Source organism: Bradyrhizobium sp. in8p8, assembly GCF_000426845.1.
Lineage (GTDB): Bacteria > Pseudomonadota > Alphaproteobacteria > Rhizobiales > Xanthobacteraceae > Bradyrhizobium > Bradyrhizobium japonicum_C.
This window is the reverse complement of record NZ_AUGD01000032.1, coordinates 22,737-45,742: the sequence shown is the minus strand read 5'-3', so window position 1 is coordinate 45,742 and position 23,006 is coordinate 22,737. Positions and strand designations below refer to the sequence as shown.

The 23,006-nt window shown below is 62.3% G+C and carries 21 protein-coding genes, 1 pseudogene and 1 other annotated feature; of the genes and pseudogenes, 6 read left to right on the top strand and 16 right to left on the bottom strand.

Annotated features, from left to right (window positions below; genetic code table 11):
• From K408_RS0135755 to K408_RS0135745, 3 genes are all read right to left on the bottom strand, one after another.
• On the bottom strand, positions 1-1,348 hold a 1,348-nt coding region (locus K408_RS0135755), incomplete at its 3' end, for an SDR family NAD(P)-dependent oxidoreductase (RefSeq protein ID WP_028146143.1).
• A gap of 44 nt (positions 1,349-1,392) precedes the next feature.
• Positions 1,393-2,328, bottom strand: a complete 936-nt coding sequence (locus K408_RS0135750) for an NAD-dependent epimerase/dehydratase family protein (RefSeq protein ID WP_024343301.1) — start codon at positions 2,326-2,328, stop codon at positions 1,393-1,395.
• A gap of 283 nt (positions 2,329-2,611) precedes the next feature.
• Positions 2,612-2,968, bottom strand: coding sequence for a hypothetical protein (locus tag K408_RS0135745; protein WP_024343302.1), 357 nt, complete (start codon positions 2,966-2,968; stop codon positions 2,612-2,614).
• 65 nt (positions 2,969-3,033) lie between these two features.
• Between K408_RS0135745 and K408_RS41660 the strand changes: the two genes are divergently transcribed.
• A complete protein-coding gene (locus K408_RS41660; RefSeq protein ID WP_035698874.1) occupies positions 3,034-3,546 on the top strand; it encodes a D-glycero-alpha-D-manno-heptose-1,7-bisphosphate 7-phosphatase in 513 nt (170 codons plus the stop codon).
• A 44-nt stretch (positions 3,547-3,590) separates the two neighbouring features.
• Here the strand turns inward: K408_RS41660 and K408_RS39780 are convergent.
• The 4 genes and pseudogenes from K408_RS39780 to K408_RS0135715 all read right to left on the bottom strand — a co-directional run.
• Positions 3,591-4,519 (bottom strand): annotated as a pseudogene (locus K408_RS39780) (IS3 family transposase); the annotation flags it as partial.
• Positions 4,120-4,236, bottom strand: a sequence feature (AL1L pseudoknot). Its footprint overlaps the pseudogene before it by 117 nt.
• Positions 4,520-4,652: 133 nt before the next feature.
• Positions 4,653-4,859, bottom strand: coding sequence for a hypothetical protein (locus K408_RS0135725; RefSeq protein ID WP_024343304.1), 207 nt, complete (start codon positions 4,857-4,859; stop codon positions 4,653-4,655).
• A gap of 566 nt (positions 4,860-5,425) precedes the next feature.
• Positions 5,426-5,740, bottom strand: a complete 315-nt coding sequence (locus K408_RS0135720; RefSeq protein WP_155248799.1) for a hypothetical protein — start codon at positions 5,738-5,740, stop codon at positions 5,426-5,428.
• Between the two features lie 269 nt (positions 5,741-6,009).
• Entirely contained in the window at positions 6,010-7,233 is a 1,224-nt protein-coding gene (locus tag K408_RS0135715) for a phenylacetate--CoA ligase family protein (protein WP_024343306.1), read from the bottom strand.
• An 86-nt stretch (positions 7,234-7,319) separates the two neighbouring features.
• On the opposite strand from K408_RS0135715, the gene K408_RS0135710 reads away from it, so the two are divergent.
• Positions 7,320-8,474 carry an AGE family epimerase/isomerase gene (locus K408_RS0135710; RefSeq protein WP_024343307.1) on the top strand — a complete coding sequence of 385 codons (1,155 nt, stop codon included), beginning with the start codon at positions 7,320-7,322 and terminating at the stop codon, positions 8,472-8,474.
• A gap of 61 nt (positions 8,475-8,535) precedes the next feature.
• Here K408_RS0135710 and K408_RS0135705 read toward each other — a convergent pair whose 3' ends face one another.
• From K408_RS0135705 to K408_RS0135680, 6 genes are all read right to left on the bottom strand, one after another.
• On the bottom strand, positions 8,536-9,375 hold the full coding sequence (locus K408_RS0135705; protein WP_024343308.1) for an ABC transporter ATP-binding protein: 840 nt from the start codon (positions 9,373-9,375) through the stop codon (positions 8,536-8,538).
• 125 nt (positions 9,376-9,500) lie between these two features.
• Positions 9,501-10,784, bottom strand: a complete 1,284-nt coding sequence (locus K408_RS0135700; RefSeq protein ID WP_024343309.1) for an ABC transporter substrate-binding protein — start codon at positions 10,782-10,784, stop codon at positions 9,501-9,503.
• Between the two features lie 44 nt (positions 10,785-10,828).
• On the bottom strand, positions 10,829-11,902 hold the full coding sequence (locus K408_RS0135695) for a branched-chain amino acid ABC transporter permease (RefSeq protein WP_024343310.1): 1,074 nt from the start codon (positions 11,900-11,902) through the stop codon (positions 10,829-10,831).
• Between the two features lie 3 nt (positions 11,903-11,905).
• Positions 11,906-12,799 carry a branched-chain amino acid ABC transporter permease gene (locus K408_RS0135690; RefSeq protein ID WP_024343311.1) on the bottom strand — a complete coding sequence of 298 codons (894 nt, stop codon included), beginning with the start codon at positions 12,797-12,799 and terminating at the stop codon, positions 11,906-11,908.
• 118 nt (positions 12,800-12,917) lie between these two features.
• The gene (locus K408_RS0135685) at positions 12,918-14,849 is read right to left on the bottom strand and encodes a long-chain fatty acid--CoA ligase (protein ID WP_024343312.1); all 1,932 of its coding nucleotides are present in this window, start codon (positions 14,847-14,849) and stop codon (positions 12,918-12,920) included.
• The gene (locus tag K408_RS0135680; RefSeq protein WP_024343313.1) at positions 14,846-15,667 is read right to left on the bottom strand and encodes an ABC transporter ATP-binding protein; all 822 of its coding nucleotides are present in this window, start codon (positions 15,665-15,667) and stop codon (positions 14,846-14,848) included. Before K408_RS0135680 ends, K408_RS0135685 begins: the two co-directional genes overlap by 4 nt.
• 334 nt (positions 15,668-16,001) lie before the next feature.
• Here K408_RS0135680 and K408_RS0135675 point away from each other — a divergent pair, with 334 nt between their 5' ends.
• On the top strand, positions 16,002-16,676 hold the full coding sequence (locus tag K408_RS0135675; RefSeq protein ID WP_024343314.1) for a Crp/Fnr family transcriptional regulator: 675 nt from the start codon (positions 16,002-16,004) through the stop codon (positions 16,674-16,676).
• On the opposite strand, the gene K408_RS0135670 is transcribed toward K408_RS0135675, so the two are convergent.
• Both K408_RS0135670 and K408_RS0135665 read right to left on the bottom strand, forming a co-directional pair.
• Entirely contained in the window at positions 16,673-17,932 is a 1,260-nt protein-coding gene (locus K408_RS0135670; protein ID WP_024343315.1) for an MFS transporter, read from the bottom strand. The genes K408_RS0135675 and K408_RS0135670 overlap by 4 nt on opposite strands.
• 122 nt (positions 17,933-18,054) lie before the next feature.
• Positions 18,055-18,894, bottom strand: a complete 840-nt coding sequence (locus tag K408_RS0135665) for a uroporphyrinogen-III synthase (protein ID WP_024343316.1) — start codon at positions 18,892-18,894, stop codon at positions 18,055-18,057.
• Positions 18,895-19,030: 136 nt separating this feature from the next.
• Between K408_RS0135665 and purU the strand changes: the two genes are divergently transcribed.
• The gene (purU, locus tag K408_RS0135660) at positions 19,031-19,894 is read left to right on the top strand and encodes a formyltetrahydrofolate deformylase (protein ID WP_024343317.1); all 864 of its coding nucleotides are present in this window, start codon (positions 19,031-19,033) and stop codon (positions 19,892-19,894) included.
• Between the two features lie 97 nt (positions 19,895-19,991).
• Here purU and K408_RS0135655 read toward each other — a convergent pair whose 3' ends face one another.
• Complete coding sequence (locus K408_RS0135655) at positions 19,992-20,276, bottom strand: hypothetical protein (RefSeq protein WP_024343318.1); 285 nt, start codon at positions 20,274-20,276, stop codon at positions 19,992-19,994.
• A 517-nt stretch (positions 20,277-20,793) separates the two neighbouring features.
• Here K408_RS0135655 and K408_RS0135650 point away from each other — a divergent pair.
• Together K408_RS0135650 and K408_RS0135645 are read left to right on the top strand one after the other, a co-directional pair.
• Complete coding sequence (locus K408_RS0135650) at positions 20,794-21,996, top strand: ABC transporter substrate-binding protein (protein WP_024343319.1); 1,203 nt, start codon at positions 20,794-20,796, stop codon at positions 21,994-21,996.
• 134 nt (positions 21,997-22,130) lie between these two features.
• On the top strand, positions 22,131-23,000 hold the full coding sequence (locus K408_RS0135645) for a branched-chain amino acid ABC transporter permease (RefSeq protein ID WP_024343320.1): 870 nt from the start codon (positions 22,131-22,133) through the stop codon (positions 22,998-23,000).
• Positions 23,001-23,006: the final 6 nt, after the last annotated feature.

Here is a 23,006-nt window from a genome sequence, read left to right as displayed (position 1 = left end):
CGGCTGCGAGGTCGTGATCCAGCGCCTGACAGTACATCTCTGCAAAGCGCTTGGTCAGGCCGAGCATCGACACCGGCTCGATCGCCTTGTCGGTCGAGATCATCACCATCGCCTCGGCACCGGCCGCAACGGCGGCATCCGCCACGTTGATCGAGCCGAAGATGTTGGTCTTGACGCCTTCGCTCCAGTCGCGTTCGAGGATCGGGACGTGCTTGAGCGCCGCGGCGTGGAACACGATGTCCGGCTTGAACTCCGCCATCAGGCGCATGATGCGCTCGCGGTCGCGAATGTCGGCGATCCGCCCTTCGACCTCGGCAGCCGCCTCCCGCGCGGCAAGCGATTCCGTGATCGCGTAGAGCGCCGGCTCCGAGTTCTCCACGATCAGGAGCCGCGCGGCGCCGAACGCCACGACGCGCTCGCAGATCTCCGAACCGATCGAGCCGCCGCCGCCGGTGACGATTACCGCCTTGCCGTTGATGAGCGCTTCCAAGCGTGCATAATCGATCTTCTCGCTAGGCCGCAGCAGGAGGTCCTCGACGGCGACCGCCGTAAGCCGCGGCGTGTCGCCGCTCTCGAGCGAGGGCATCCGATTGACGATCACACCCAATTTGCGCGCCCGCATCAGGATCGATTCCGGATGCGCGTCCGGCTCGAATGCCGACGGCGTCATGACGAGCCGCGCGATCGGCTTGTTGCGCTTGGCGAAGTCGGCGATGACGTCCTCGACGTCGTCGATGCCGCCCAGCACCGGCACGTTGCGGATGAACTGGCCGCGGTCGGAGCTCGACGGCGACAGCACGCCGACCGGCCAGATGCGCTTGATCGCCCCGCTCTCGATCCCGCGGAGCAGAACCTCCGCATCCGCGGCGCGGCCGATCAGCAGCGTCGGGGCGGCATCATCGGTCCTCGCATGACGGCGCACCCGCGTATAGCGGAAGTAGCGGTAGGCCATGCGCAGGGCGCTGAGGAAGGAGATCTCGAGAAACCAGTAGAGGACGATCGTCACCTTGCCGAGGAAGAAGGCACCGCGGACGTTTGGGGCGACGAAGATGTAGTCGAGCACCAGCAGGGCGACCGTCAGCACGGTCGCGACGCGGATGATGTTCAGCGCATCAGGCAGCGAGATGAAGCGCCATTTCGTCGTGGTCAGGTTGAAGATGAAGAACACGACCACGCTGAAGGCGAGGAAGTAGGGCAGGGTCTGGAACAGCAGCGGCAGGCGGTCGAAGAAGCCGTCGCCACCCTCGAATCGCAGATAGAAGGCGGCAAAGAGCGCCGCCGTCGTCGCCAGCAGGTCATGGAGCGCGATCAGGAAATTGCGCGAGGTGAGATGCGAAAGACGTGTCATCCGCCGACCACTGAATGCCATCAAGCCTCCACTCATCCAGCAATCTAGCCGTGTTGAGTGAGCGCGAGCCGCAAGCCCTCGTCAAGAGCTACTTGCGGTCGCCATCCGGCGGCAATTGCTTTCGAGGTATTGAGCTGAAGCGAGCCGATCAGACTATCCTGCATACTCTGCTGTCCCACCATGCCAAGCATTGTGCTGAGGAGCTTCGGCGGCACGCTGAAGATCCGTGCCTTCTTGCCGGAAGCCTTCCCTAGGCGCTCGATGAATTCAGGGGTCGAGACCTGCTCCTGGTCGGCCACGAGAAATACTTCGAAGTTGCTCTCTGTATCTGGATAAGTAAGCCGGCACAGGATGAAGGACGCGAGATTCTGCACTGCAAGGAAGGCGCGACGATTGCGGATTGCTGCAAAAGGTAATGGTAGTCCCAAGCTCACCGCTCGCGTGAGGAGAGCAAAATTGCCCTTGGCGCCCGCACCATAGACCAGCGGTGGCCTAATCACCGAGATCTTCATACTGTTTTCGAGCGCCAACCTCCTCAGCCCAGCTTCCGCCGCTGCCTTAGACTTGCCGTAGAGCCCCTGTGGTGTGGGTGGATCTTCCTCGCTGAAGGGGGGGCGACCATCATTGCTGCGGCCATGCACAAGAACTGTGCTCACGAAGATGAAGTGGCGCACTCCCGCCATTGCTGCGCTGCGGGCCAGGTGCAGCGTGCCCGCAACGTTGACATCATGGTAAAGTTGGACAGCATGCTCCTCGTGTTTGTGATGCACACGGGCGGCGAGATGCGCAACGCAGTCGATACCCTCAAGCGCACCTGACCAATCGGTATTGGGCCCGATGGACTCGATCAAAACTTCATTGTCCATGCCCGCGGAACGAAGGACAGCGCGACGGACCGACCATCCTTCTCGCTCTAATGTGGGCGTCACATGATTTCCGATGAAACCGTTCGCTCCGGTCACGAGCACTCGATCAGGCATCGTTGTTCCATCTTTGTTGGGCGAATGCAACTGTTCGGTATCTGCCGTGTCGTGCATCGCGTCTCCCCGCGAGGCGAAGCAGAACCTTTTCGCAACCCACAATAATTTGTGGTTGCTCCCTAATCAACATGATGATCCCGTTTTATCACAGCGGAGCCAAAGCGGGTTCCAGCAATTTTTGGTCACTTCGATTTATCATAAATTACGATGGGCAAGAGGTTTGCAGGTTCGGCGAAGATGGTTGATCTCTTTCAGCAACAGTAGACGCCGAAGCTACGGCCGTTCAGAAGTGCTCAAGAAGAGAGAGGGGCTCTCTGGCCTGAACGTGAACTTGCGCGATTAGGGCTTGCTGATCGAAGCCGCAGGAACGGAGCCTGGTTTCGATGTCGGCTGTGCCAGATAGATTGAGCTGCCAATCCAGCGCGTTTCTCGTGGTGGGTTTTGGCGAGGGTTTCGTCTGCAGCAACATTGTTGCTCGCTTTTCCCGATGGAATCGCTCTTGTTCTCGCGCGCTTACACCAACGCGACGGTAGGCTGACGGCATCAGAATGACAAAAACGAAGCCAATGTTTGCCTGAACAGCAAAGATCTGGGCGGCAGACGGAGCGGCATAGAAACCGATCCTATCCAACCGCAACATGTTGAATTGAAGCAGTGGTTGTCGGAGTATTGGGGGCATTTTCCTCCAACGTGAGTCATTAAGCTTTGCGGCGTCCGGCAGTTTTCTTTGATCGTGATGGGGTCCTCAATGAGGATGATGGCTACGCTTTTGATCCGGACAAGATCCGATGGGTGGAAGGAGCCCAACAGGCCGTAAAAGCCGTCAACGACGCCGGGTACTTTGCGTTTGTCGTAACGAACCAATCAGGAGTTGCGAGGGGGTTTTACGATGAGCGCCATGTTCGCAACTTGCACGAATGGATGTCGCGTGAGCTTGCTAGTGTTGGTGCTCATATCGATGCTTTCGAATTCTGCCCGCATCATCCTGATGGATTGATTGAGCGATACCGCGTCCTCTGCAGCTGTCGTAAGCCGCAGCCAGGGATGATCAGAGCTCTGCTTGAGCGGTATCCAGTCGATATCGATGCTAGCTTCCTGATCGGAGACAAGCAAAGCGACCTTGTCTCGGCGCAAGCGGCCGGCATCACCGGCTATCTGTTCGATGGGTCCAATCTCCATACCTTTATCGCCCCGTTGCTAAGCGGGCCGGTCCCATGATCCACGGCATCAACCACTCTCGTGTAGTGGCCGCGGGGACGGAGGGTGCCCCTGTCGCTGTGGTGCACGAGCCGCCACGATGGAACGGCCGTCGATCATGCAGGGCCTGCTCCAGCGCATCGAGCACGAAGCCTGCATGCGCCGTCCGCGAGGCCCGCCAGCCCACGATCCTGCGAGCATAGGCATCGATGACAAAGGTGACGTAGACGAAGCCGGTCCAGGTTGCGACATAGGTGAAGTCGGAGAGCCACAGGACGTTCGGCCGTGGCGCCTTGAACTGGCGGTTGACGTGATCCAGCGGACATGGCGCCGCCTTGTCGCTGATCGCAGTCTTGACGGATTTGCCGCGGATCACCCCTTGCAAACCCATGTCCCGCATCAGTCGCGACACTGTGCAACGGGCAACGTCAAAGCCTTCGCGCTTGAGCTGTCGCCAGACCTAGCGCACGCCGTAGACGGAGAGTTCTCCTCAAACACACGCCGGATATCGATCTTCAGCGCGGCGTCCTGCCCGGCGCGCGCCGACAGCTTGGCCGGATCGCGCCGCTTGGCCACATGGGCGTGGTAGGTGGAGGGGGCGATCGGCAAGACCTTGCAAATCGGCTCGACCCCATGCGCCCCACGATGATCATCGATGAAGGCGATCATGGCTTGGACCGGCGGTCGAGCTCCGCCATCGCAAAATAGGCGCTTGCCTTGCGCAGGATCTCATTGCCTGCCGAAGCTCGCGGTTCTCCCGTCCCAGCGCCTTCAGCTTCTCGGCCATGTCGGTCGGAACACCGGCCCGCTGCCCGCTGTCGATCTCGGCCTTCTTGACCCAGTCATGCAGCGTCTGAGGCGTACAGCCGATCTTGGCCGCAATCGATGTCACTGCCGCCCAGCGCGACGGATGCTCGCCGGCGTGATCCAGAACCATCCGAACCGCACGGGCCCGGACCTCGGGCGAAAACTTGTTCGTCGTCTTGCTTGTCATGGCTCCATCCTCACAGGAGTTGGAGCCTCCGGCAAACCCGGGGCGGTTCATGAGGTGCCCATCGGGAAAGCCATTAGCGGATCCTTCGATCTCGCGTGCTAAGGGGAAGAGAGCTCCGATTTTGCAGAGCCGCTTAAACCATACCCCCAAAGTCGATGCCTTTCTTGGCAAGCTCCTCGGCCTCCTCGGCGGAGGCGGTGGGTTTCGTATCAAGGTAGGGATGCTCAGAAGCCGGCAGGATGGTGCGAATGTTTTGGCCATCCGCCCGTGTGATGCGGGCTACCCAGCGCTTGTGGCCGTGCTCAAACCGCTGGATGTGATACTGCTTGTACGTAATCATGAATCTCAAACGCAACTGACGCTGACACCGGCTCTATCTATATGACCCGATGCGGCCGCACAACGGTGTAAAAGCCAAGTTAATATCCGCCAGTCCGAACCGAAGCATCTCCTCGGTTCAATCGCATAGAAAAAACCGCCGACTTGGGAAGCCGGCGGGAGTTAACTGAGATTGCGACCGCATAACCGGCCGCCCTCTGATGATAGCACTGTAGCTTGCTGGCGTGAACGGTAGCGCCTGCCCATTTTAGCTGGTCCATCCAGTCTCGGCTCGAGACTAGAGGCGAAGATCTAGAGCGGGCCCATGATTGAAAGTTGCTGACCCGGCGGGAGCCAGCTTCAGAAATGCTCTTCCTTTCGGTCCCGACGCAATCCCCCGCTGTAATTTGCCAACTGAGACCGGGATGGCGCCCAACACTGGCATGGCGACCCTTCGGACTGCATAGCGCGAAAGCGAGAAGGCTATTCGAGACGAGGCCTTTCTGGTTGAGCTCAGAAACGATGACTGACTCGGAAAAGCCGCTCGAAAATCCATTTCACGACGGCGATTTCCATGGATCGCCCGGTCTAATGCGAGTGTCGTCGGTCTGGATGTACTTCCGCTCCCCCTTCTTCATCGCTCGTCTGCATCTTTTCATCGACGAGCTCCCGCACGAGGGCGTAGCCGCCTCGTCCGCAGGGTTTATAGCCCAGCCGCGCAAAGCGACATTGACCGGCATAGACCTTCGCCGATAGCTCGCGGCTGTACTCGGCGGCCATCACGCGCTTGATGTTTTTGACGATGCTCGCGAGCATGCTTCCAATGGTTCTCGAATTGCTTCGCGCAATAGGCGACCTTGATGTCAGCGCGCCGATAAACGAACTCATAATGCGCGCTTTCATCAACTCCTGGAAACGACTCCATCGGCTTCCGTCCTAGACCAGGCGGGGTCAGGATCTCGAGCGCTTGTCTCATCCACTTCGGCGCTTCGATGAGGCTTCCCTGCTTGGGCTGCGCATATTCCCTGTTATCTGACAAGAAATTCCCTGATAGCGGTTTGGAATCCCATTATTTTCCGCCCGCGGCTCGCAGAAATGCGTGCATGTCCCGGGAATCGGAGGAGTTTTGCGCACACGTGCGCTTCAATAGTCCGCTGTTACGAGGTCAGCTTCTAGCGCTCGTCCGAGATCACCTTGCCGTCGTTCGGCAGCGTGCCGGGACTGACCAGCTCGACGGCGCCGCCGAGTTTCGTCACGGCGCGCAAGCTGGCTGCAATCTCTTCGCCCAGCGCGTCGTTTGCGGCCGCCGTTTCGACCCTCAGCGTCATTGCGTCGGTTTCGCCTTGGCGCGTCACGACGAGGCGCAGTCGTCCCAGTGAGGAATGGCGCTTGCCGATTTCGGCGATCTGCTCGGGCCGGATGAACATGCCCTTGACCTTGGTGGTCTGGTCCGCACGGCCCATCCAACCCTTGATCCGCATATTGGTGCGCCCGCATGGGCTGGTGCCGGGAAGGGCCGCGGTGAGATCGCCGAGCGCGAGCCGGATCCAGGGATGGTGGGGGTCGAGCGATGTCACCACGATCTCGCCGACATCGCCCGGCGCCACCGGATCTCCGGTACCTGGCTTGACGATCTCCAGGATCAGGTCTTCGTTCACGACCATGCCCTCGCGCGCCTCGGTTTCGAAAGCGATCAGGCCAAGGTCGGCGGTCCCGAAGGCCTGGTAGGCGTTGATACCGCGCGCCTTGATCTCGGCCTGGAGCGAGGGCGGGAACGCGGCGCCAGAAACCAGCGCGCGCTTGATGGAGGAGATGTCACGGCCGGCGCTTGCCGCGCCATCGAGGAGGATCTTCAGGAAATCCGGCGTGCCGCTGTAGCCCACGGGACGATAGGCTTCGATCAACTCGAATTGCTGCTCGGTATTGCCGGGGCCCGCTGGGATCACGGCGCAGCCAAGCGCGCGTGCCGATGCATCGAAGATGAACCCTCCGGGGGTGAGGTGGTAACTGAAGGTGTTGAGGACGATATCGTCGGGGCGGAACCCGGCCGCGAACAGCGCCCTTGCGCCTCGCCAGGGATCGGCCTGCCGCCCTTCCGGCTCGAAGATCGGACCGGGGGAGGTGAAGAGACGGGCGAAAGAGCCGGGAGGGCACGCCACGAAGCCTCCGAAGGGCGCAGAGGCCTTGTGCAGCGCGGGCAGTTCCGACTTGCGCAACACCGGCAGGCCCGCCAGAGCCGCTCTGGAGGTCACGGAGGCGGGATCCAAAGCTTTGAGCCGCTCGGCATAGGCCGGGGCGGCCATCGCCGCTTGCAGCACCTCCGGAAGGCGGGCGAACAGGTCGGCTTCCCGCGCTGCTGGCTCCCGCGTCTCGCGGGCGTCGAAATGAGCGGTCATGGCTGTTCTTTCCGTGTTGGCATCCGTTGCGCGCCGCCGCCGGCATGGCTATCAGACCGCCATCGGCGGGGTTTGAAGAGGGCCTGATGGCAGGCGATGGACTGATTGCGGCGGATGAGGCGACTGACGTCGTGGCGCGCCTGAAGCGCCGCATGATCGACGAGGCTTTGCCGCTGTGGTCGACGGTCGGCTGGGACCACGCTGCGGGCGGCTTCATCGACCGGCTGCACCGTGACGGCACGGCGGACGCGGCAGCGCCGCGGCGCGTGTTCGTGCAGGCCCGCCAGATCTGGTGCTATGCCAAAGCCGCACAGATGGGCTGGTACCCCGAGGGGCGCGCGATCGCGGTGAATGGGTTGGCGCACCTGCTGGCCAAAGCGAAATCGCCGGACGGACGGCCCGGCTATGTGCACCGGCTGACGCCCGAGGGCGCGGTGCTGGACGCCCGGCGCGATGCCTATGACCACGCCTTCATCCTGTTTGCGCTCGCCAGCGTCTACGCGCTCGACCAGGATGCGCAGGTCCGCGCCGAGATCGATGCGCTGCTCGCCTTCCTCGACGGACACCTGCGCTCGCCCCATGGTGGCGTTCACGAGGGCCTTCCGGTTTCGCTGCCGCGCCGGCAGAACCCGCACATGCATCTGTTCGAGGCGATGATCGCGTGCTTCGAGGCGACTCACGATCTGTCGTTCCAGAACCGGGCCGGAGAATTCTTCGCGCTGTTCCTGGCCAATCTCTACGACAAGCAGAAGCGCATCCTGACGGAATATTTCGAGGAGGACTGGTCGAAGATCGAGCCGGTCAGCGTCGAGCCGGGACATCAGGCGGAATGGGTGTGGCTGTTGAAGGGCTTCGAGCGCATCACCGGCTGCCCGACCGGGCAGCGGCGCGCGGAGCTGCTCGCCACCGCGCTGCGCTATCGCGACGAGGCGACAGGGTGCCTGATCGATGAAGGCGATGACGTCGGCAACATCCGCCGCAGCACGCGCCGGCTGTGGCCGCAGACGGAGATCGCGAAGGCGTGGATCGCGCAAGCCGAGTCCGGCGAGGCGGGAGCGGCTGATGAGGCTCGTGCAGCGCTGGTGCGGCTCGAAAGGCATTATCTCAGCCATCCCGTCAAGGGCGGCTGGTTCGACCAGTTCGATCGCGACGGCAAGTCGCGGATCGACACCATTCCTGCGTCGTCGTTCTATCATGTTCTCTGCGCAGTCACGGAAGCGGAGCAGGTGCTCGAAAATTGAAGCTCTCTTGTATTGACGCGTTTTTCTTCACGCGAACCGGTTCCCACTTCGCTTGAAAACGCTACAGCCAGCGCTTGCGCCGCTTGAAGCTCTTGAGGTTCTTGAAGCTCTTGCGCTGGTCGCCGGCGCCGCCGAGGTAAAATTCCTTGACGTCCTCGTTGTCGCGCAATTCGTCCGCGCTGCCGTCGAGCACGACCTTTCCCTGTTCCATGATGTAGCCGTGGCTTGCCACCGAGAGCGCAGCGCGCGCATTCTGCTCGACGAGCAGAATGGTGACGCCGAGGTCGCGGTTGATCTTCTGAATGATCGAGAACACCTCTTTCACCAGCAGCGGCGATAAGCCCATCGAAGGCTCGTCCATCAGGATCATCTTCGGGCGTGCCATCAGGGCCCGGCCGATGGCGAGCATCTGCTGCTCGCCGCCTGAGAGATAGCCGGCAAGGCCGGTCCGCTCCTTCAGGCGAGGGAAATAGTTGAAGACCATGTCAAGATCGGCGTCGACCTTGCGATCCCTGCGGGTGAAGGCGCCGAGCTTGAGGTTCTCCAGCGATGTCATGTCGGCGACGATGCGCCGCCCCTCCATCACCTGGAAGATGCCGCGGCGAACGATCTTGTCGGGGTCAATGCCGTTGATCCGTTCGCCTTCGAACAGGATCTCACCGCGCGTGACTTCGCCGTCTTCGGTCTTGAGCAATCCGGAGATCGCCTTCAGCGTCGTCGACTTTCCGGCGCCGTTGGCGCCCAAGAGCGCCACGATCGCGCCCTTTGGCACGTCTAGGCTGAGACCGCGCAGCACCAGGATGACGTCGTCATAGACGACTTCGATGTTGCGCACGGCGAGAAGGGGTGGCGCAGGGACGATGCTGGGAGAGGGACGGGTCGCTTCCGTGATTTCGGTCATTGGGTATGCCGCCAATCCGTAACTGTCGTGATGCCCGGGCTTGTCCCGGGCATCCACGTTCTTCGTGCCGCGTGTTCAGACGTGGATGGCCGGGACGAGCCCGGCCATGACGTCGGAGACTTCGATTACCAGCCCAGCAATTCCGGCTTGCGCGGCAGCTCGACTGTCTTGACCTTCTCGAGCTTGATCGTGCCCTTGGCCATGAGATCGTTCAGATCGCCGTCCGTCGCACCCGACACCTTGGTGCGATAGAGATCGACCTTCAGCGTGCCGCGATGGTCCTTCTCCGTCCAGGTCGAGGGATTGCAGACACCTTCCATTCCGGCCGGCACCCAATCCTTCTTCTGGTGGAAGCCCTTGGCAACGTTCTCACCGGTTGCGCCACCGTTCTTGGCGGCCCACTCGATGGCCTCCTTCATGTAGAGCGACGAGCAGACGGCCGCGACGTAGTGCACGGGGCGATACACCTTGCCGGTCGGGTCGGACATCTTGGAGATCTCCATCACCGTCTTCATGCCGGGTGCATCGCCGCCCCAGCTCACCGCGGTCCGCAGCGGGAAGATCACGCCGTTGGCGGCGTCACCGGCCGTCTTCGCAGCGTTCTCGTCCATGCCCCAGACGTTGCCGAGGAACTGGATCTCGACGCCGGCGGTCTTGCAGGCCTTCATCACCGAGATGTTGGATGCAGCGGTGTTGCCGAGATAGGCATAGTTGGCGCCCGAGGATTTCAGGCTCAGGCATTGTGCGCTGTAGTCACCCGGCGCGAGAGCGAACACCAGCGGCGGCAGCACCTCGAAGCCGAGCTCCTGCGCCATGGCTTCACCGGCAGCCTTCGGCGCGTTAGGATAGGGGTGATTGGCGCCCATATGCACGAATTTCGGCTTGCCAGACTTGCCCTTGGCCTTCCAGTCCTCCGCCGCCCACATCAGCATCGCACGCAGCGCGTCGGAATAGCTCGGGCCGTAGAAGAAGTTGTAGGGCGCGGGCTTGGCCTTGCCGCTGATGCCTTCGGGATCGGTGAGGGCGGCGGCATAGGACCCGGACATGTCGGGGATCTTGTCCTGAGCGAGGAAGCCGGTCAGCGCCTCAGTGTCGGCGGTGCCCCAGCCCATGATCGCGGCGACCTTGGTGTCCGGCGCCGACCATTTCTTGTAGAGCGCGATCGCGCGCGGCACCTGGTATCCGTAGTCGTTGGTATCGACGTTGAGCTGCTTGCCTCCGACGCCGCCGTTCTTGTTGACCCAGGCGAAGGTATCGGCGACGGCCTGCCCATAGGGCGTGCCGACGTCGGAAGTGCCGCCGGAATAGTCCGCAAGATGCCCGATGGCGATCTGTGCCTGCGCGCCGGCCGAGAAAGCCGCGATCGCAAGAGCGAGCGATGCTGTGCTCAAAAGTGACTTTGTCTTCATGGGTCGGTCCTCCTTGTTTATTGTTTAAGTGAAGTTGCCCGCGCTCAATGCGAGAACGGGTAGAGTTTCCAATACGCCTTGATCTGCCGCCAGCGATGCGCAAGGCCGTCAGGCTCGAACATCAGGAATGCGATGATGATCACCCCGATCGCGATCTCGCGCAGAAAGGTGATGTTGTTGTTGAGCGAGAGCGCCTTGTCGATCGCGCCGCCCTTGAGATAGTGGCTGGCGAACTCCATCGCCTCCGGCAGCAGCACCACGAAGGCGGTGCCCATCAGCGTACCCATGATCGATCCGGTGCCGCCGATGATGATCATGGCCAGGAACAGGATCGAGCGCTCGATGCCGAAGCCTTCCTGGGAGACCACGAGCTGGTAGTGTGCGTAGAGCGCACCGGCGATGCCCGCGAAGAAGGCGGCAAGCCCGAACGAGAGCGTACGATACTTGGTGAGATTGATGCCCATGATCTCGGCGGAGAGATAATGGTCGCGGATCGCTACCAGCGCGCGGCCGTCGCGCGTGCGCATCAGATTGGTGACCAGAACGTAGCTCGCCAGCACGTAGACCAGCACGACGTAGAAATATTGCCGGTCGCCGCGCAATGTGTAGCCGAAGATCGAGAACGGCTCGGCGCTCGCCGGCACCGAGCCACCGGAGAACCATTCGGCACGAGAGAAGAAGTCGAGCAGGATGTATTGCGCCGCCAGCGTCGCGATGACGAGGTAGAGGCCTTTCAGCCGCGCGGCCGGGATGCCGAAGATCAGTCCGACAAGCGCGGTGACGAGGCCTGCGAGCGGAATCGCGAAGAACACCGGGATCGGCGCGTTGTTGGAGATGTAGGCCGAGGTGAAGGCACCGAGCAGGAAGAAGGCGGCGTGTCCGATCGAAATCTGGCCGGTGAAACCGACCAGGATGTTGAGGCCCAGCGCCGCGATCGAGAAGATGCCGATCTGGATCAGGATGCTGAGCCAGTAGCCGCTGAATAACTGCGGCGCGAGGCACAGCAGAGCAATGCCAGCGATCGCGAAGTTGCGGCTGGTGGTGGTCGGAAAGATCGTGGTGTCCGCGGCGTAGGTCGTGCGGAAGTCACCAGCAGGGATGAGGGCAGGGCCGGCCATGGGTCAGATCCGCTCGATGTCATGGGTGCCGAACAGGCCATAGGGCTTGATCATCAGCACAATGATGAGGACGTAGAACGGCGCGATCTCGTAGAGATTGCCCCAGTGCAGGTATTCGCTGTCGACATATTGCGCGACATTCTCGAGCAGCCCGATGATGATGCCGCCGAGCACGGCGCCGCCGATGGAGTCGAGCCCGCCGAGGATTGCCGCCGGGAACACCTTGATGCCGTAGGCGGCAAGGCCCGACGACACGCCGTTCACGACGGCAACGACGACGCCGGCGACGGCCGAGACTGTTGCCGAGATCGCCCAGGCCATCGCGAATACGCTCTTCACCGAGATGCCGAGCGATTGGGCGACCTGCTGGTTGAAGGCGGTGGCGCGCATGGCGAGGCCGTACTTCGAAGCGCGGAAGAACCAGGCCATGCCGATCATCATCGCGACCGACACGACGAGGCTCATGACATAGACTGTCTGGATCTGGAGACCGAACAGGCTGACGGACTGGCTCTCGAACACGCGCGGAAACGGCTGCGGGTTGACGCCGAACATCCATTTTAGTGTCGCCTGGAGCACGGTGGACAGGCCGATCGTCACCATGATCACGGAGATGATGGGTTCGCCTATCATAGGCCGCAGAATCAGGACCTGGACGGCGATGCCGAACATAAACATGAACACCAGCGTGATCGGCATGCCGATCCAGAACGGCACTTGGTATTTCGCCAGCAGCGCCCAGCACACCCAGGCCCCGACCAGCAGCAATTCACCTTGCGCGAAATTGACGACCTGCGTCGCCTTGTAGATCAGCACGAACGACATCGCGACCACGCCATAGAGCGTTCCGACCACGAGGCCGTTGACCAGGAGCTGAATGAGAAAGGCGGTGTTCATGCCAATTGACCCAATTCGTCATTGCCGGGCTTGGCCCGGCAACCCATCGACGCGGAAGAAAGCGTGTTCGGAAGTGGATGGATGCGCGGGTCAAGCCGGCGCTTGGCGATTCCTTGTGTCACTCCGCTGCCTCCGCCATGTGCCCATGCCCGCCGAGATCCACCACACGGAGCGTGGTGCGCACCCGCTGCGTGGTGCCGTCCTGGAAGCGGATTACGGTGTCGACGGGGATGTCGGAGACGCCGCGGTAGATGGCGTCGATGATGCCCTCGTATTTCTCGTTGATGACGCTGCGGCGGACCTTTCGCGTGCGGGTGAGCTCGCCATCGTCGGCATCGAGCTCCTTGTACAGCAGCAGGAAGCGCGAGATGCGCTGGGCCGGCGGCAGCGTGGCGTTGACGGTCTCGACTTCCTTCCGGAGCAGCGCGTAGACCTCGGGCCGTGAGGCGAGGTCGCTGTAGGTCGTAAACGACAGTCGGTTCTTCTCCGCCCATTTCGAGATGATGGAATAGCGGATGCAGATCATCGCCGCGAGCGCGCCGCGGCCGGCGCCAAGCACCACGGCTTCGGCGATATAGGGCGAGAACTTCAGCTTGTTCTCGATGAATTGCGGCGAGAAGCGTTCGCCGCGCGAGGTTTCGGCGAGATCCTTGATGCGGTCGATGACGACCAATTGCCCCTTGTCGTTGAAATAGCCGGCATCACCGGAGCACAGCCAGCCGTCCTTGAGGTCGGCGACGCTGGCCTCGGGATTCTTGTAGTAGCCGAGGAACATGTTGGGATGGCGTACCACGATCTCGCCGACGCCGTGAACGTCGGCATTATCGATGCGGATCTCGACACTATCGGCCATCGGCACGCCGGTCGTATCGGGGTCGACCTTGCCCTCGGGATGCAGCGTGTACGCTCCAAGCAACTCGGTCTGGCCGTACAGCGTGCGCAGCGGCACGCCCATGGCCTGGAAGAACTTGAAGGTTTCGGGGCCGAGCGCGGCGCCGCCGGTTGCCGCCGAGCGCAGCCGGGTGAAGCCGAGGCGGTCGCGCAGCGCGCGGAACAGGATCGCATCGGCAAAGCCGGATCGCTTGCCCTGTTCGAGCGCGGCAAGGCCGGACTTCATGCCGATGTCGAACAGGCGCTGCTTGAACGGCGTGGCGTCCATGACCTTGGCGCGCACGTCGGCGGCGATCGATTCCCAGACGCGGGGCGCGAACAGCACGAAGGTCGGTGCGATCTCGCGCAGATCGTTCATCATCGTGTCGGGCTCTTCGACGAAGTTGATCTTCATCCGGCACAAGAGGCCTTTGCCGAGCACGTACACCTGTTCCATGATCCAGGGCAGCGGCAGCACCGATACGTATTCGTCGTCGGGTCCCTTCGGGTCGAAGGCTAGATAGGTCGCGCAGTGGCCAAGCACGCGGCCCGCCGCGAGCATCGCAAGTTTCGGATGCGAGGTGGTGCCTGACGTCGTGCAGAGGATCGCGACGTCCTCGCCTTTCGTCGCATCGACCAGCTTGTCGTAAAGCTCCGGCTCGCGCGCTGCACGTGCCCGGCCGAGATCGGCAAACTCGTCCGCCGACATCAGCTTGGGATCGTCATATTTCCGCATGCCGCGTGGATCGGAATATATGATGTGCTTCAGCTTCGGCGCACGGTCGGCGAGGGTGAGCAGCTTGTCGACTTGCTCCTCGTCTTCGGCGAAGACGAGCTGCGCCTCGCCATAGTTGAGGAGATAGGATGCTTCCTCGTCCAGCACGTCGCGATAGAGCCCGAGGCTGAGACCCCCGATGGCGTGCGTCGCCACTTCCGCGGCGACCCAGTCCGGCCGGTTGTCGCCGATGATCCCAATGACATCGCCACGGCCGAGACCGAGCTCGACGAGACCGAGCGCGAAGTCGCGCACCCGCGTCTGGTAGTCGCTCCACGTGAAGATGCGCCACAGCCCAAGATCCTTCTCGCGCAGGGCGATCTCGTTGCCGTGCTCCCTGGCGTTGAGCCGGAGCATCTTGGGATAGGTATCAGCCTGCGCGACGCGGCTTGCGTAGTCCATCATGCCGCGCTCTCCTGCGCCGGCCGGGCATCGTCCGGATCGACCAGCACCTCGTCCTCCTCGCCGAGATAAGCGCGCTTGACGTGAGGATCGGCGAGCACGGCCGCGGGATCGCCCTCGGCGATCTTCTTGCCGAAATCGAGCACCATGACGCGGTGGGAGATGTCCATCACCACGCCCATGTCGTGCTCGATCATCACCACCGTCATCCCGAACTCCTCGTTGAGATCGACGATGTAGCGGGCCATATCTTCCTTTTCCTCGAAATTCATGCCGGCCATCGGCTCGTCGAGGAGGATGAGGCGCGGTTCCAACGCCATTGCGCGGGCAAGCTCCACGCGCTTCCGCAGGCCATAGGAGAGGGTGCCGGCGGTAGCTTTTCGCACCGACTGGAGGTCGAGGAAGTCGATGATCTCCTCGACCTTGCGGCGGTGCTCGAGCTCTTCCTTGCGCGCACCGGTGAGCCAGTACAGCGAGCCCGTGAGGAAATTGTTCTTCAGCAGGTGATGGCGGCCGACCATGATGTTGTCGAGCACGCTCATGTGGTGGAACAGCGCCAGGTTCTGGAAGGTGCGGCCGATGCCGAGCGAAGCTCGGGCGTTTGGCGTCAAGCCCGTGATGTCGCGGTCCTGATAGAAGAGCTGGCCCTCGGTCGGCTTGTAGCGACCAGAAATACAGTTCACGATCGAGGTCTTGCCGGCGCCGTTGGGGCCGATGATCGAGAACAGCTCGCCTTCCCCGATGGCGAAGCTGACGTCGGTCAGCGCACGGACGCCGCCGAATCGCAAGGACACGCCGCGCACTTCAAGACTGGTAGCCACCAAACGAGTCCCTCCCGGTCACGGCGCTTTTTCGGCGCTCTTCGTCCGTTCTGTCGGGCGATCCTAGTACGGCGGTCGCGGTGAGGCCATGCAGCAGATGGTCTCGACCGGCGCGGCGCCACTCTCGATCCCGTTTGGGCCCGAGAGCCGTATCGCCCGAGGTGGCTCTCAATAGGGGAAAGCGCTATTTTGAAATGTCTCCCGGCTGACAATTCTGCGACAAAGTTTGTTGGGCGACTGCGACCTTCATCTTTGGTCGAATGGCGGTCGAAATCGTCATGCTGCAATGCAGCAGAAGGCGGAGTGACAAAACGGTGCGGCTGGCCGCGAGATCATGATTTCAGAAGATCACCTGAAGCGCGTTGCCGCCTGGTCGCGCGAGCTTGCGCCAGCGGAAATCGAGGTCGCGCGTGCCGGAATCACGGAGCGGTCCTACGGCACCGGCGAAACCGTGTTCATGCGCGGTGACATCTTTGGCTATTGGGCCGGCATGGTGAGCGGCCTTGCCCGCATGGGCGGGGTCTCGCGCGACGGCAAGGAGACCAGCCTTGCCGGGCTGACGGCGGGGGCCTGGTTCGGCGAGGGCAGCGTGCTCAAGAACGAGCCGCGCCGTTACGACGTGGTCGCACTGCGCGACAGCCGCGTCGCACTGATGGAACGCAGTGCCTTCATGTGGCTGTTCGAGAACAGCGTCGGCTTCAACCGCTTCCTGGTTCGCCAGCTTAATGAGCGGCTTGGTCAGTTTATCGGTATGCTCGAGGTCAACCGCACCCTGGATGCCACCGCGCGCCTCGCCCGCAGCATTGCTTCGCTGTTCAACCCGATCCTCTATCCGGAATCGACCGCGCATCTGGAGATCACCCAGGAGGAGATCGGGGCGCTGTCCGGCATGTCCCGCCAGAACGCCAATCGCGCGCTCAACCGGCTGGAGAAAGAGGGGCTGCTGCGGCTGGAATATGGTGGCGTCACCATCCTCGACATCGAGCGACTGCGCGGGTACGGGGACTAGCGTGCATTGGCGGGGGCGTGCACCGGCCAGAGGTCGGCGCGCCAGCGCACCGCGATCGCCAGCATCGCGACGAACCCTGCAACGGTGTAGAGCGCACCCGTCGCGGAATAGCCGATGATGTCGATCAGGCTGCCGGCCGCGAGCAGTCCGATGGGCAGGCCGTAGATCACCATCATGCGCACGCCCATGACGCGGCCGCGCAGATGCGCGCTCGCTGCCCGCATCAGGATCACGGCGGCCGAAATCATCGACATGCTCTGGGCAATGCCGGCAAGAACGAGGCAGGCCATGGCTACCGGCAAGGTGCCGGCCTCGACGAACACCAGCAGCATGGCGTACCAGGCCAGCGTTGCGCCGATCAAAAGCCGGGCAATGCGTACGCCGCTGACCAGGCTGAGCGTGATCGAGCCGATCAGAGATCCGATGGCGAAGCTTGCCGAGAGGTAGCCGAGGCCGGTCTGGTCGGTATGAAAGATGTCCCGCGCGATGTAGGGCAACAATCCGCCGGTAAAGGGAAATGCGGTGAGATTGGCAAGGAAGGCGACGCACAGCGCTGCGCGCATTCCCGGCCCATTCCAGGCGTAGACGATCCCTTCCTTGAGGTCGCCGAATAAACGGGAAACGAAATGGCTGTTTGCCGGAAGATCGGTCGTGGTGAGGGTCCTTTTCGGCCGGGTCAGGCAGAGCATGAGAAGTGCGGCTGCGAGGTAGAGGCAGGCGATCACCACATACACGAGACCGATTCCGAGGACGGCAAACAGGCCGGCGCCCGTCAACGCACCGGCGATCCGCGCGCTGTCCTGGGTCGTGCGCCCAACGCTGATGGCGGCGACCAGCTGCTCCGCCGGCATGATCTCGGCAAGCAGTGCGCCCCGGACGCCGAGATCCGACGGGCGGATCACGCCCATGATCGCGACAATGATCATGACGCTCAGCGGCGACAAATGACCGGTCAGGGCCAGGACCATGATGGTCGACGACAGCGCCGTGTACGCAAGACGCATCGCGACGAGGAGATCGCGATGACCGATGCGGTCGCCGATCATGCCGAATACGGGCGCAACCAGTGTTCCGACGAACTGGAGCGAAGCAAGTACGGTGAGCAGGAGCACCGATCCGGTTTCAACCAGGATATACCAGCCGAGCACCAACGTCTCGATCTCGAACGCCCACGAGGTGAGCAGGTCGGAGGGCCACTGGAAGCGATAGTTGCGGATGCGGAATGGCGCGAGCGCAGAACTTCGTGCTGTGCTCAAGGCGCGACGGCTCGTGTCACGGCGATTCCCTGCCCGTGTGATTTCTTTTCATTTCCCGCAAGGTAGGGCCGGCGACGCGCGTGTCAATCTGAACTGCCGCATGCCGCTCCCGCGCTGAGCTCCTATCTGTCGGTCGCCGGCTTCCGCTCGGCCAGCGTTGTGGCCATTGCCGAGATCAATGGACGCATGAAATAGGCGTCCTCTGGTGGCGAGATGTCAGTGCGCAGAGCATGCGCAGCGAGCTCACCGGAGACGGCCGGGCCGACCGAGGCGATCAGCGTGCGCTCGAGCCCGGCCCGAAGACGCGCCTCGATGCCATGCGCCTTCGCTGCCTCGATCAGGCGGCGAACCTGGCCGAGATTGGTCAGGGCAATGGAATCGATCCGGCCTGCGGCCATGTCGTCGATCGCGGCGACGATGTTTGCATCCGCCGCCTTGGAATCGTAGACATAGGGCAGCACGGTGTCGACCTCGGCCCCTTGCGCGGCCAATGCGCCGGTCAGCGCGCTGTGGTCCTTGTCCGGATAGAGCTGAAGGCCGACGCGCCGTCCGTTCAGGTCGAGCTTGGCAAGCATGTCGATCACGCCTTCGGTGGTCGGTTTCTCGGTGGTCTGCTGCGCCTCGAGACCGATCTCGCGCAGCGCCTTGCCCGGCTTCGGGCCGCGGGTGAATTTGCGGGTCTTGGCAAGCGCCGAGACGAGGGCGGAGTCGAGCCCGCGGGTGCGGGCGAGCTTCATGATCCGACGCAGACCTTCGCCCGTCATCAGCACGAGATCGTCAAATGGCTGGTCGATCGCACGGTGGATCCAGGCTTCGACCGGGGCGGGGTCCGCTGCATCGTGAATGGTGAACATCGGGCACTGCACGACCTCGGCGCCTTGCTCGACCAGGAGCTTCGAGAACTGCGCCTCCTCCCGCGTTTCCAGGATTAGGATACGGTAACCGTTCAAGCGGTCGGCCATGGGTATGCTCCGGTCAGAATTCGCAATCGTCCGTTCATCCTGACTCTGGGCGCGGGATTGGCGCAAGGGCGTGGTCGATGCTAGAGCAGGGCGCAAATCGCAGATAGTTCCGCTGCACAAACCTTCATCGAGAGCCATGCCCGACCATCAATATGTCCTGACCCTGTCCTGTCCGGATCGTCCCGGCATCGTCTCGGCGGTTTCGACGTTCCTCGCCCACAATGGACAGAACATCCTCGACGCCCAGCAGTTCGACGACGTCGAGACCAGGAAGTTCTTCATGCGGGTGGTGTTCACAGCGGCCGACCTCGCCGTGGAATTGTCGGCGCTCCAGACCGGCTTTGCCGCGATCGCCGAGCGCTTCGGCATGGAGTGGCAGATGCGCGACCGCGCTACGCATCGCAAGGTGATGCTGCTCGTGTCGAAATCCGACCACTGCCTGGTCGACATCCTCTACCGCTGGCGCACTGGCGAATTGCCGATGATTCCGACCGCGATCGTGTCCAACCATCCGCGCGAGGTCTATGCCGGACTCGATTTCGGCGGCATTCCGTTTCACCACCTGCCTGTCACCAAGGAGACCAAGCGCGAGCAGGAGGGGCAGATCATGGATCTCGTCGGCAAGACGAAGACCGATCTCGTCGTGCTCGCCCGCTACATGCAGATCCTCTCGGACGATCTCTCGGGAAAGCTGTCGGGGCGTTGCATCAACATCCACCACTCGTTCCTGCCGGGCTTCAAGGGCGCAAAGCCCTACCACCAGGCGCATGAGCGCGGCGTCAAGCTGATCGGCGCGACCGCACATTACGTGACGCGCGACCTCGACGAGGGGCCGATCATCGACCAGGACGTCGAGCGCATCAGCCATCGCGACACGCCGGAAGATCTGGTTCGCAAGGGCCGTGACATCGAGCGCCGCGTGCTGGCACGGGCCATCCGCTACCATCTCGACGATCGTGTCATCCTTAACGGCCGCAAGACGGTGGTGTTCGTGGATTAGGTGGAAGTCATTCCGGAGCGCGCGAAGCGCGAATCCGGAGATCTCGAGATTGCAGGTTTTCGATGCTGACGCATCGCCCTGGAACAACGGCGGCGGGTCAACGCATCTCGTTGCCCGAAGTGGTGCCCGTCGCACCCTTCTGCGACTGCTCCTCCTTTTCGCGCTCCGCCGCCGGCAGCAGCCGCTTGCGTTCGCGTTCCCTCATGTAGGCGTCGTACTGCGGTGTGCCCGGACGCGGCGGAGCATCGGCCGGCAGGCCCCCGGCCCATTGCGGGACGTAGTCGCCCATCCCGGCGGAAAGCCTCTCGTTGACCGTCCCACAGCCCGACATTCCTGCGGCAAGCGCAACGATAGCGAGGGCGGAACGAAAATTCCTGGGCATTGTGTGAGCGCGCACGCATTCGATCATCTGGCGCCGGCTGAGCCGGCGGACGGGAGAGTAGCCATCAACAAGGTAAAATAGACTTATTCGAGGTAGGTAGTTTATTACCAAATGCGCGGAGCCAAGGAAGGCGGATGTACAAATACTGCAAAAGAAAGACGCAATTCTCCATCCGCTTGGCCCGCCGCACTTCTAAACTGCGAGGCGCGGTTCGAGCCCAACACAAATCGGTGCGACGGAAGGGTTTTATTGACAAGTTCATTTTCTTTGTACATTCGTACAAATTACGGCGACCGCATCCGGGTGCTCGAGCTATCCCGGCGTAAGCCGTGGCATGCTTCCATACGACGGTCACGGGCTTGCGCCGAAGAGTCGCCAAACGTCCGATTGACAAGGAGGGCGCGAAAGACGCCCATGTGGTGCGCGACGATCACTCCGCGCAGAGCCAACGGTTGAGGCAAAGGACCGGGCACTCGGTCCAGGCACAAGAGTCAGGAATGAAGGGGAGGGACATCTGATGTTCGAACGCAAACAATTGTCTCATAGGGCGATTGGTAAGGCGACTTGGGCTGCTGCCGTTACGGCCATTGCAGGCCTTGCCGGTCTCGCGCCAGTCAAGGCCGCGGACAGCGTCAAGATCGGTCTGATCCTGCCGATGACCGGCGGCCAAGCCTCGACCGGCAAGCAGATCGAGAACGCGATCAAGCTCTACATGCAGCAGAAGGGCGACACCGTCGCCGGCAAGAAGATCGAGATCATTGTCAAGGACGACGCCGCGATCCCGGACAAGACCAAGACCGCCGCGCAGGAATTGATCGTCAACGACAAGGTCAGTTTCATCGCCGGGTTCGGCGTGACGCCGGCCGCGCTTGCCGCCGCACCGCTGGCCACGCAGGCCAAGATTCCGGAAATCGTGATGGCAGCCGGCACCTCCATCATCACCGAGCGTTCGCCTTACATCGTTCGCACCAGCTTCACGCTGGCGCAGTCCTCGACCATCATCGGTGATTGGGCCGCCAAGAACGGCATCAAGAAGGTCGCAACCCTGACTTCCGACTACGCACCGGGCAACGACGCGCTGAATTTCTTCAAGCAGCACTTCACGGCCGGCGGAGGCGAGGTGGTCGAAGAGGTCAAGGTTCCCCTGCAAAACCCTGACTTCGCGCCGTTTCTCCAGCGCATGAAGGACGCCAAGCCCGACGCGATCTTCGTCTTCGTGCCGGCGGGCCAGGGCGGCAACTTCATGAAACAGTATGCCGAGCGCGGGCTCGACAAGGCCGGCATCAAGGTGATCGGGCCCGGCGACGTCACGGACGACGACCTGCTCAACAACATGGGGGATGCCGTGCTCGGCACCGTCACGGCGCATCTCTATTCCGCGGCGCATCCCTCGCAGATGAACAAGGATTTCGTCGCAGCCTACAAGAAGGCTTTCGGCAACCGTCCGGGCTTCATGGCTGTGGGTGGCTATGACGGCATCCATCTGATCTACGAGGCATTGAAGAAGACGGGCGGCGACACCAACGGCGACAAGCTGATCGAAGCCATGAAGGGCCAGAAGTGGGAGAGCCCGCGCGGCCCGATCTCGATCGATCCCGAGACCCGCGACATCGTGCAGAACATCTACATCCGCAAGGTCGAGAAGGTCGACGGCGAACTCTACAACGTCGAGTTTGCGACGTTCGAAGCCGTCAAGGATCTCGGCAAGACCAAGAAGTGACGCGCGAGAGCAGGGTATCCCGGGGGCGCATTGGACCGAAACCGGGATCTCGCAATTGCTGAAACGAGATTCCGGGTTCAGCGCCCAGCGCTGCCCGGAATGACGAGTGATGACCCAGGGGTTTTCCGCTCCCGATGACCGCAATCCTCACCAACCTGTTCGATGGCGTTGCCTACGGCATGCTGCTGTTCGTGCTCGCCTGCGGACTTGCGGTCACGCTCGGGCTGATGAACTTCGTCAATCTTGCCCACGGCGCGTTTGCCATGGCCGGCGGCTACGTCTGTATGGTGTTGGTCAACAGGATGGGCTGGCCGTTCTTCGCGGCCCTGCCGCTCGCTTTCGTCTCATCTGCAGCGATTGGCATTGCGCTGGAGCGTACGCTGTACCACCACCTCTACGCGCGCAGCCATCTCGACCAGGTGCTGTTTACCATTGGCCTGACCTTCATGTCGGTTGCGGCCGTCGATTACATCCAGGGCTCGTCCCGGGTGTTCATCAATCTGCCGGCCGCGCTTCAGGGCCAGTTCGACCTGTTCGGCGTCGGCATCGGCCGATACCGGCTGATGATCATCGTGATCTGCGGCTTGCTTACCATCGCGCTTCAGCTGGTGCTGGCGAAGACGCGGTTCGGCAGTCGCCTGCGCGCAGCGGTTGACGACCCCCGCGCCGCGAGCGGTCTCGGCATCAACGTGCCGCAGGTGTTCGCGCTCACCTTTGCCTTCGGTTGCGGACTTGCCGGCCTCGGCGGCGCGCTCAGCGCCGAGATTCTCGGCCTCGATCCATACTTCCCGCTGAAATTCATGATCTACTTCCTGATCGTGGTCACCGTTGGCGGCTCCTCTTCGATCACCGGCCCGTTCCTGGCCTCACTCCTGCTCGGCATCGGCGACGTCGCTGGCAAGTATTACGTGCCGAAGATGGGGCCGTTCGTGATCTACACCATCATGATCGTGATCCTGATCTGGCGTCCGAACGGCCTGTTCGGTCGCACGGCCGCGCGTTGAGTTCGC

What these genes read in the sequence shown, in the direction of transcription:
- K408_RS0135705 (WP_024343308.1), bottom strand. Translation starts at nt 9,375, where the DNA reads ATGACCGAAATCACGGAAGCGACCCGTCCCTCTCCCAGCATCGTCCCT.
- K408_RS0135715 (WP_024343306.1), bottom strand. Translation starts at nt 7,233, where the DNA reads ATGACCGCTCATTTCGACGCCCGCGAGACGCGGGAGCCAGCAGCGCGG.
- K408_RS0135650 (WP_024343319.1), top strand. Translation starts at nt 20,794, where the DNA reads ATGTTCGAACGCAAACAATTGTCTCATAGGGCGATTGGTAAGGCGACT.
- K408_RS0135685 (WP_024343312.1), bottom strand. Translation starts at nt 14,849, where the DNA reads ATGATGGACTACGCAAGCCGCGTCGCGCAGGCTGATACCTATCCCAAG.
- K408_RS0135745 (WP_024343302.1), bottom strand. Translation starts at nt 2,968, where the DNA reads ATGTTGCGGTTGGATAGGATCGGTTTCTATGCCGCTCCGTCTGCCGCC.
- K408_RS0135720 (WP_155248799.1), bottom strand. Translation starts at nt 5,740, where the DNA reads ATGAAAGCGCGCATTATGAGTTCGTTTATCGGCGCGCTGACATCAAGG.
- K408_RS0135710 (WP_024343307.1), top strand. Translation starts at nt 7,320, where the DNA reads ATGGCAGGCGATGGACTGATTGCGGCGGATGAGGCGACTGACGTCGTG.
- purU (WP_024343317.1), top strand. Translation starts at nt 19,031, where the DNA reads ATGCCCGACCATCAATATGTCCTGACCCTGTCCTGTCCGGATCGTCCC.
- K408_RS0135700 (WP_024343309.1), bottom strand. Translation starts at nt 10,784, where the DNA reads ATGAAGACAAAGTCACTTTTGAGCACAGCATCGCTCGCTCTTGCGATC.
- K408_RS0135695 (WP_024343310.1), bottom strand. Translation starts at nt 11,902, where the DNA reads ATGGCCGGCCCTGCCCTCATCCCTGCTGGTGACTTCCGCACGACCTAC.
- K408_RS0135725 (WP_024343304.1), bottom strand. Translation starts at nt 4,859, where the DNA reads ATGATTACGTACAAGCAGTATCACATCCAGCGGTTTGAGCACGGCCAC.
- K408_RS0135665 (WP_024343316.1), bottom strand. Translation starts at nt 18,894, where the DNA reads ATGGCCGACCGCTTGAACGGTTACCGTATCCTAATCCTGGAAACGCGG.
- K408_RS0135645 (WP_024343320.1), top strand. Translation starts at nt 22,131, where the DNA reads ATGACCGCAATCCTCACCAACCTGTTCGATGGCGTTGCCTACGGCATG.
- K408_RS0135690 (WP_024343311.1), bottom strand. Translation starts at nt 12,799, where the DNA reads ATGAACACCGCCTTTCTCATTCAGCTCCTGGTCAACGGCCTCGTGGTC.
- K408_RS0135675 (WP_024343314.1), top strand. Translation starts at nt 16,002, where the DNA reads ATGATTTCAGAAGATCACCTGAAGCGCGTTGCCGCCTGGTCGCGCGAG.
- K408_RS0135750 (WP_024343301.1), bottom strand. Translation starts at nt 2,328, where the DNA reads ATGCCTGATCGAGTGCTCGTGACCGGAGCGAACGGTTTCATCGGAAAT.
- K408_RS0135655 (WP_024343318.1), bottom strand. Translation starts at nt 20,276, where the DNA reads ATGCCCAGGAATTTTCGTTCCGCCCTCGCTATCGTTGCGCTTGCCGCA.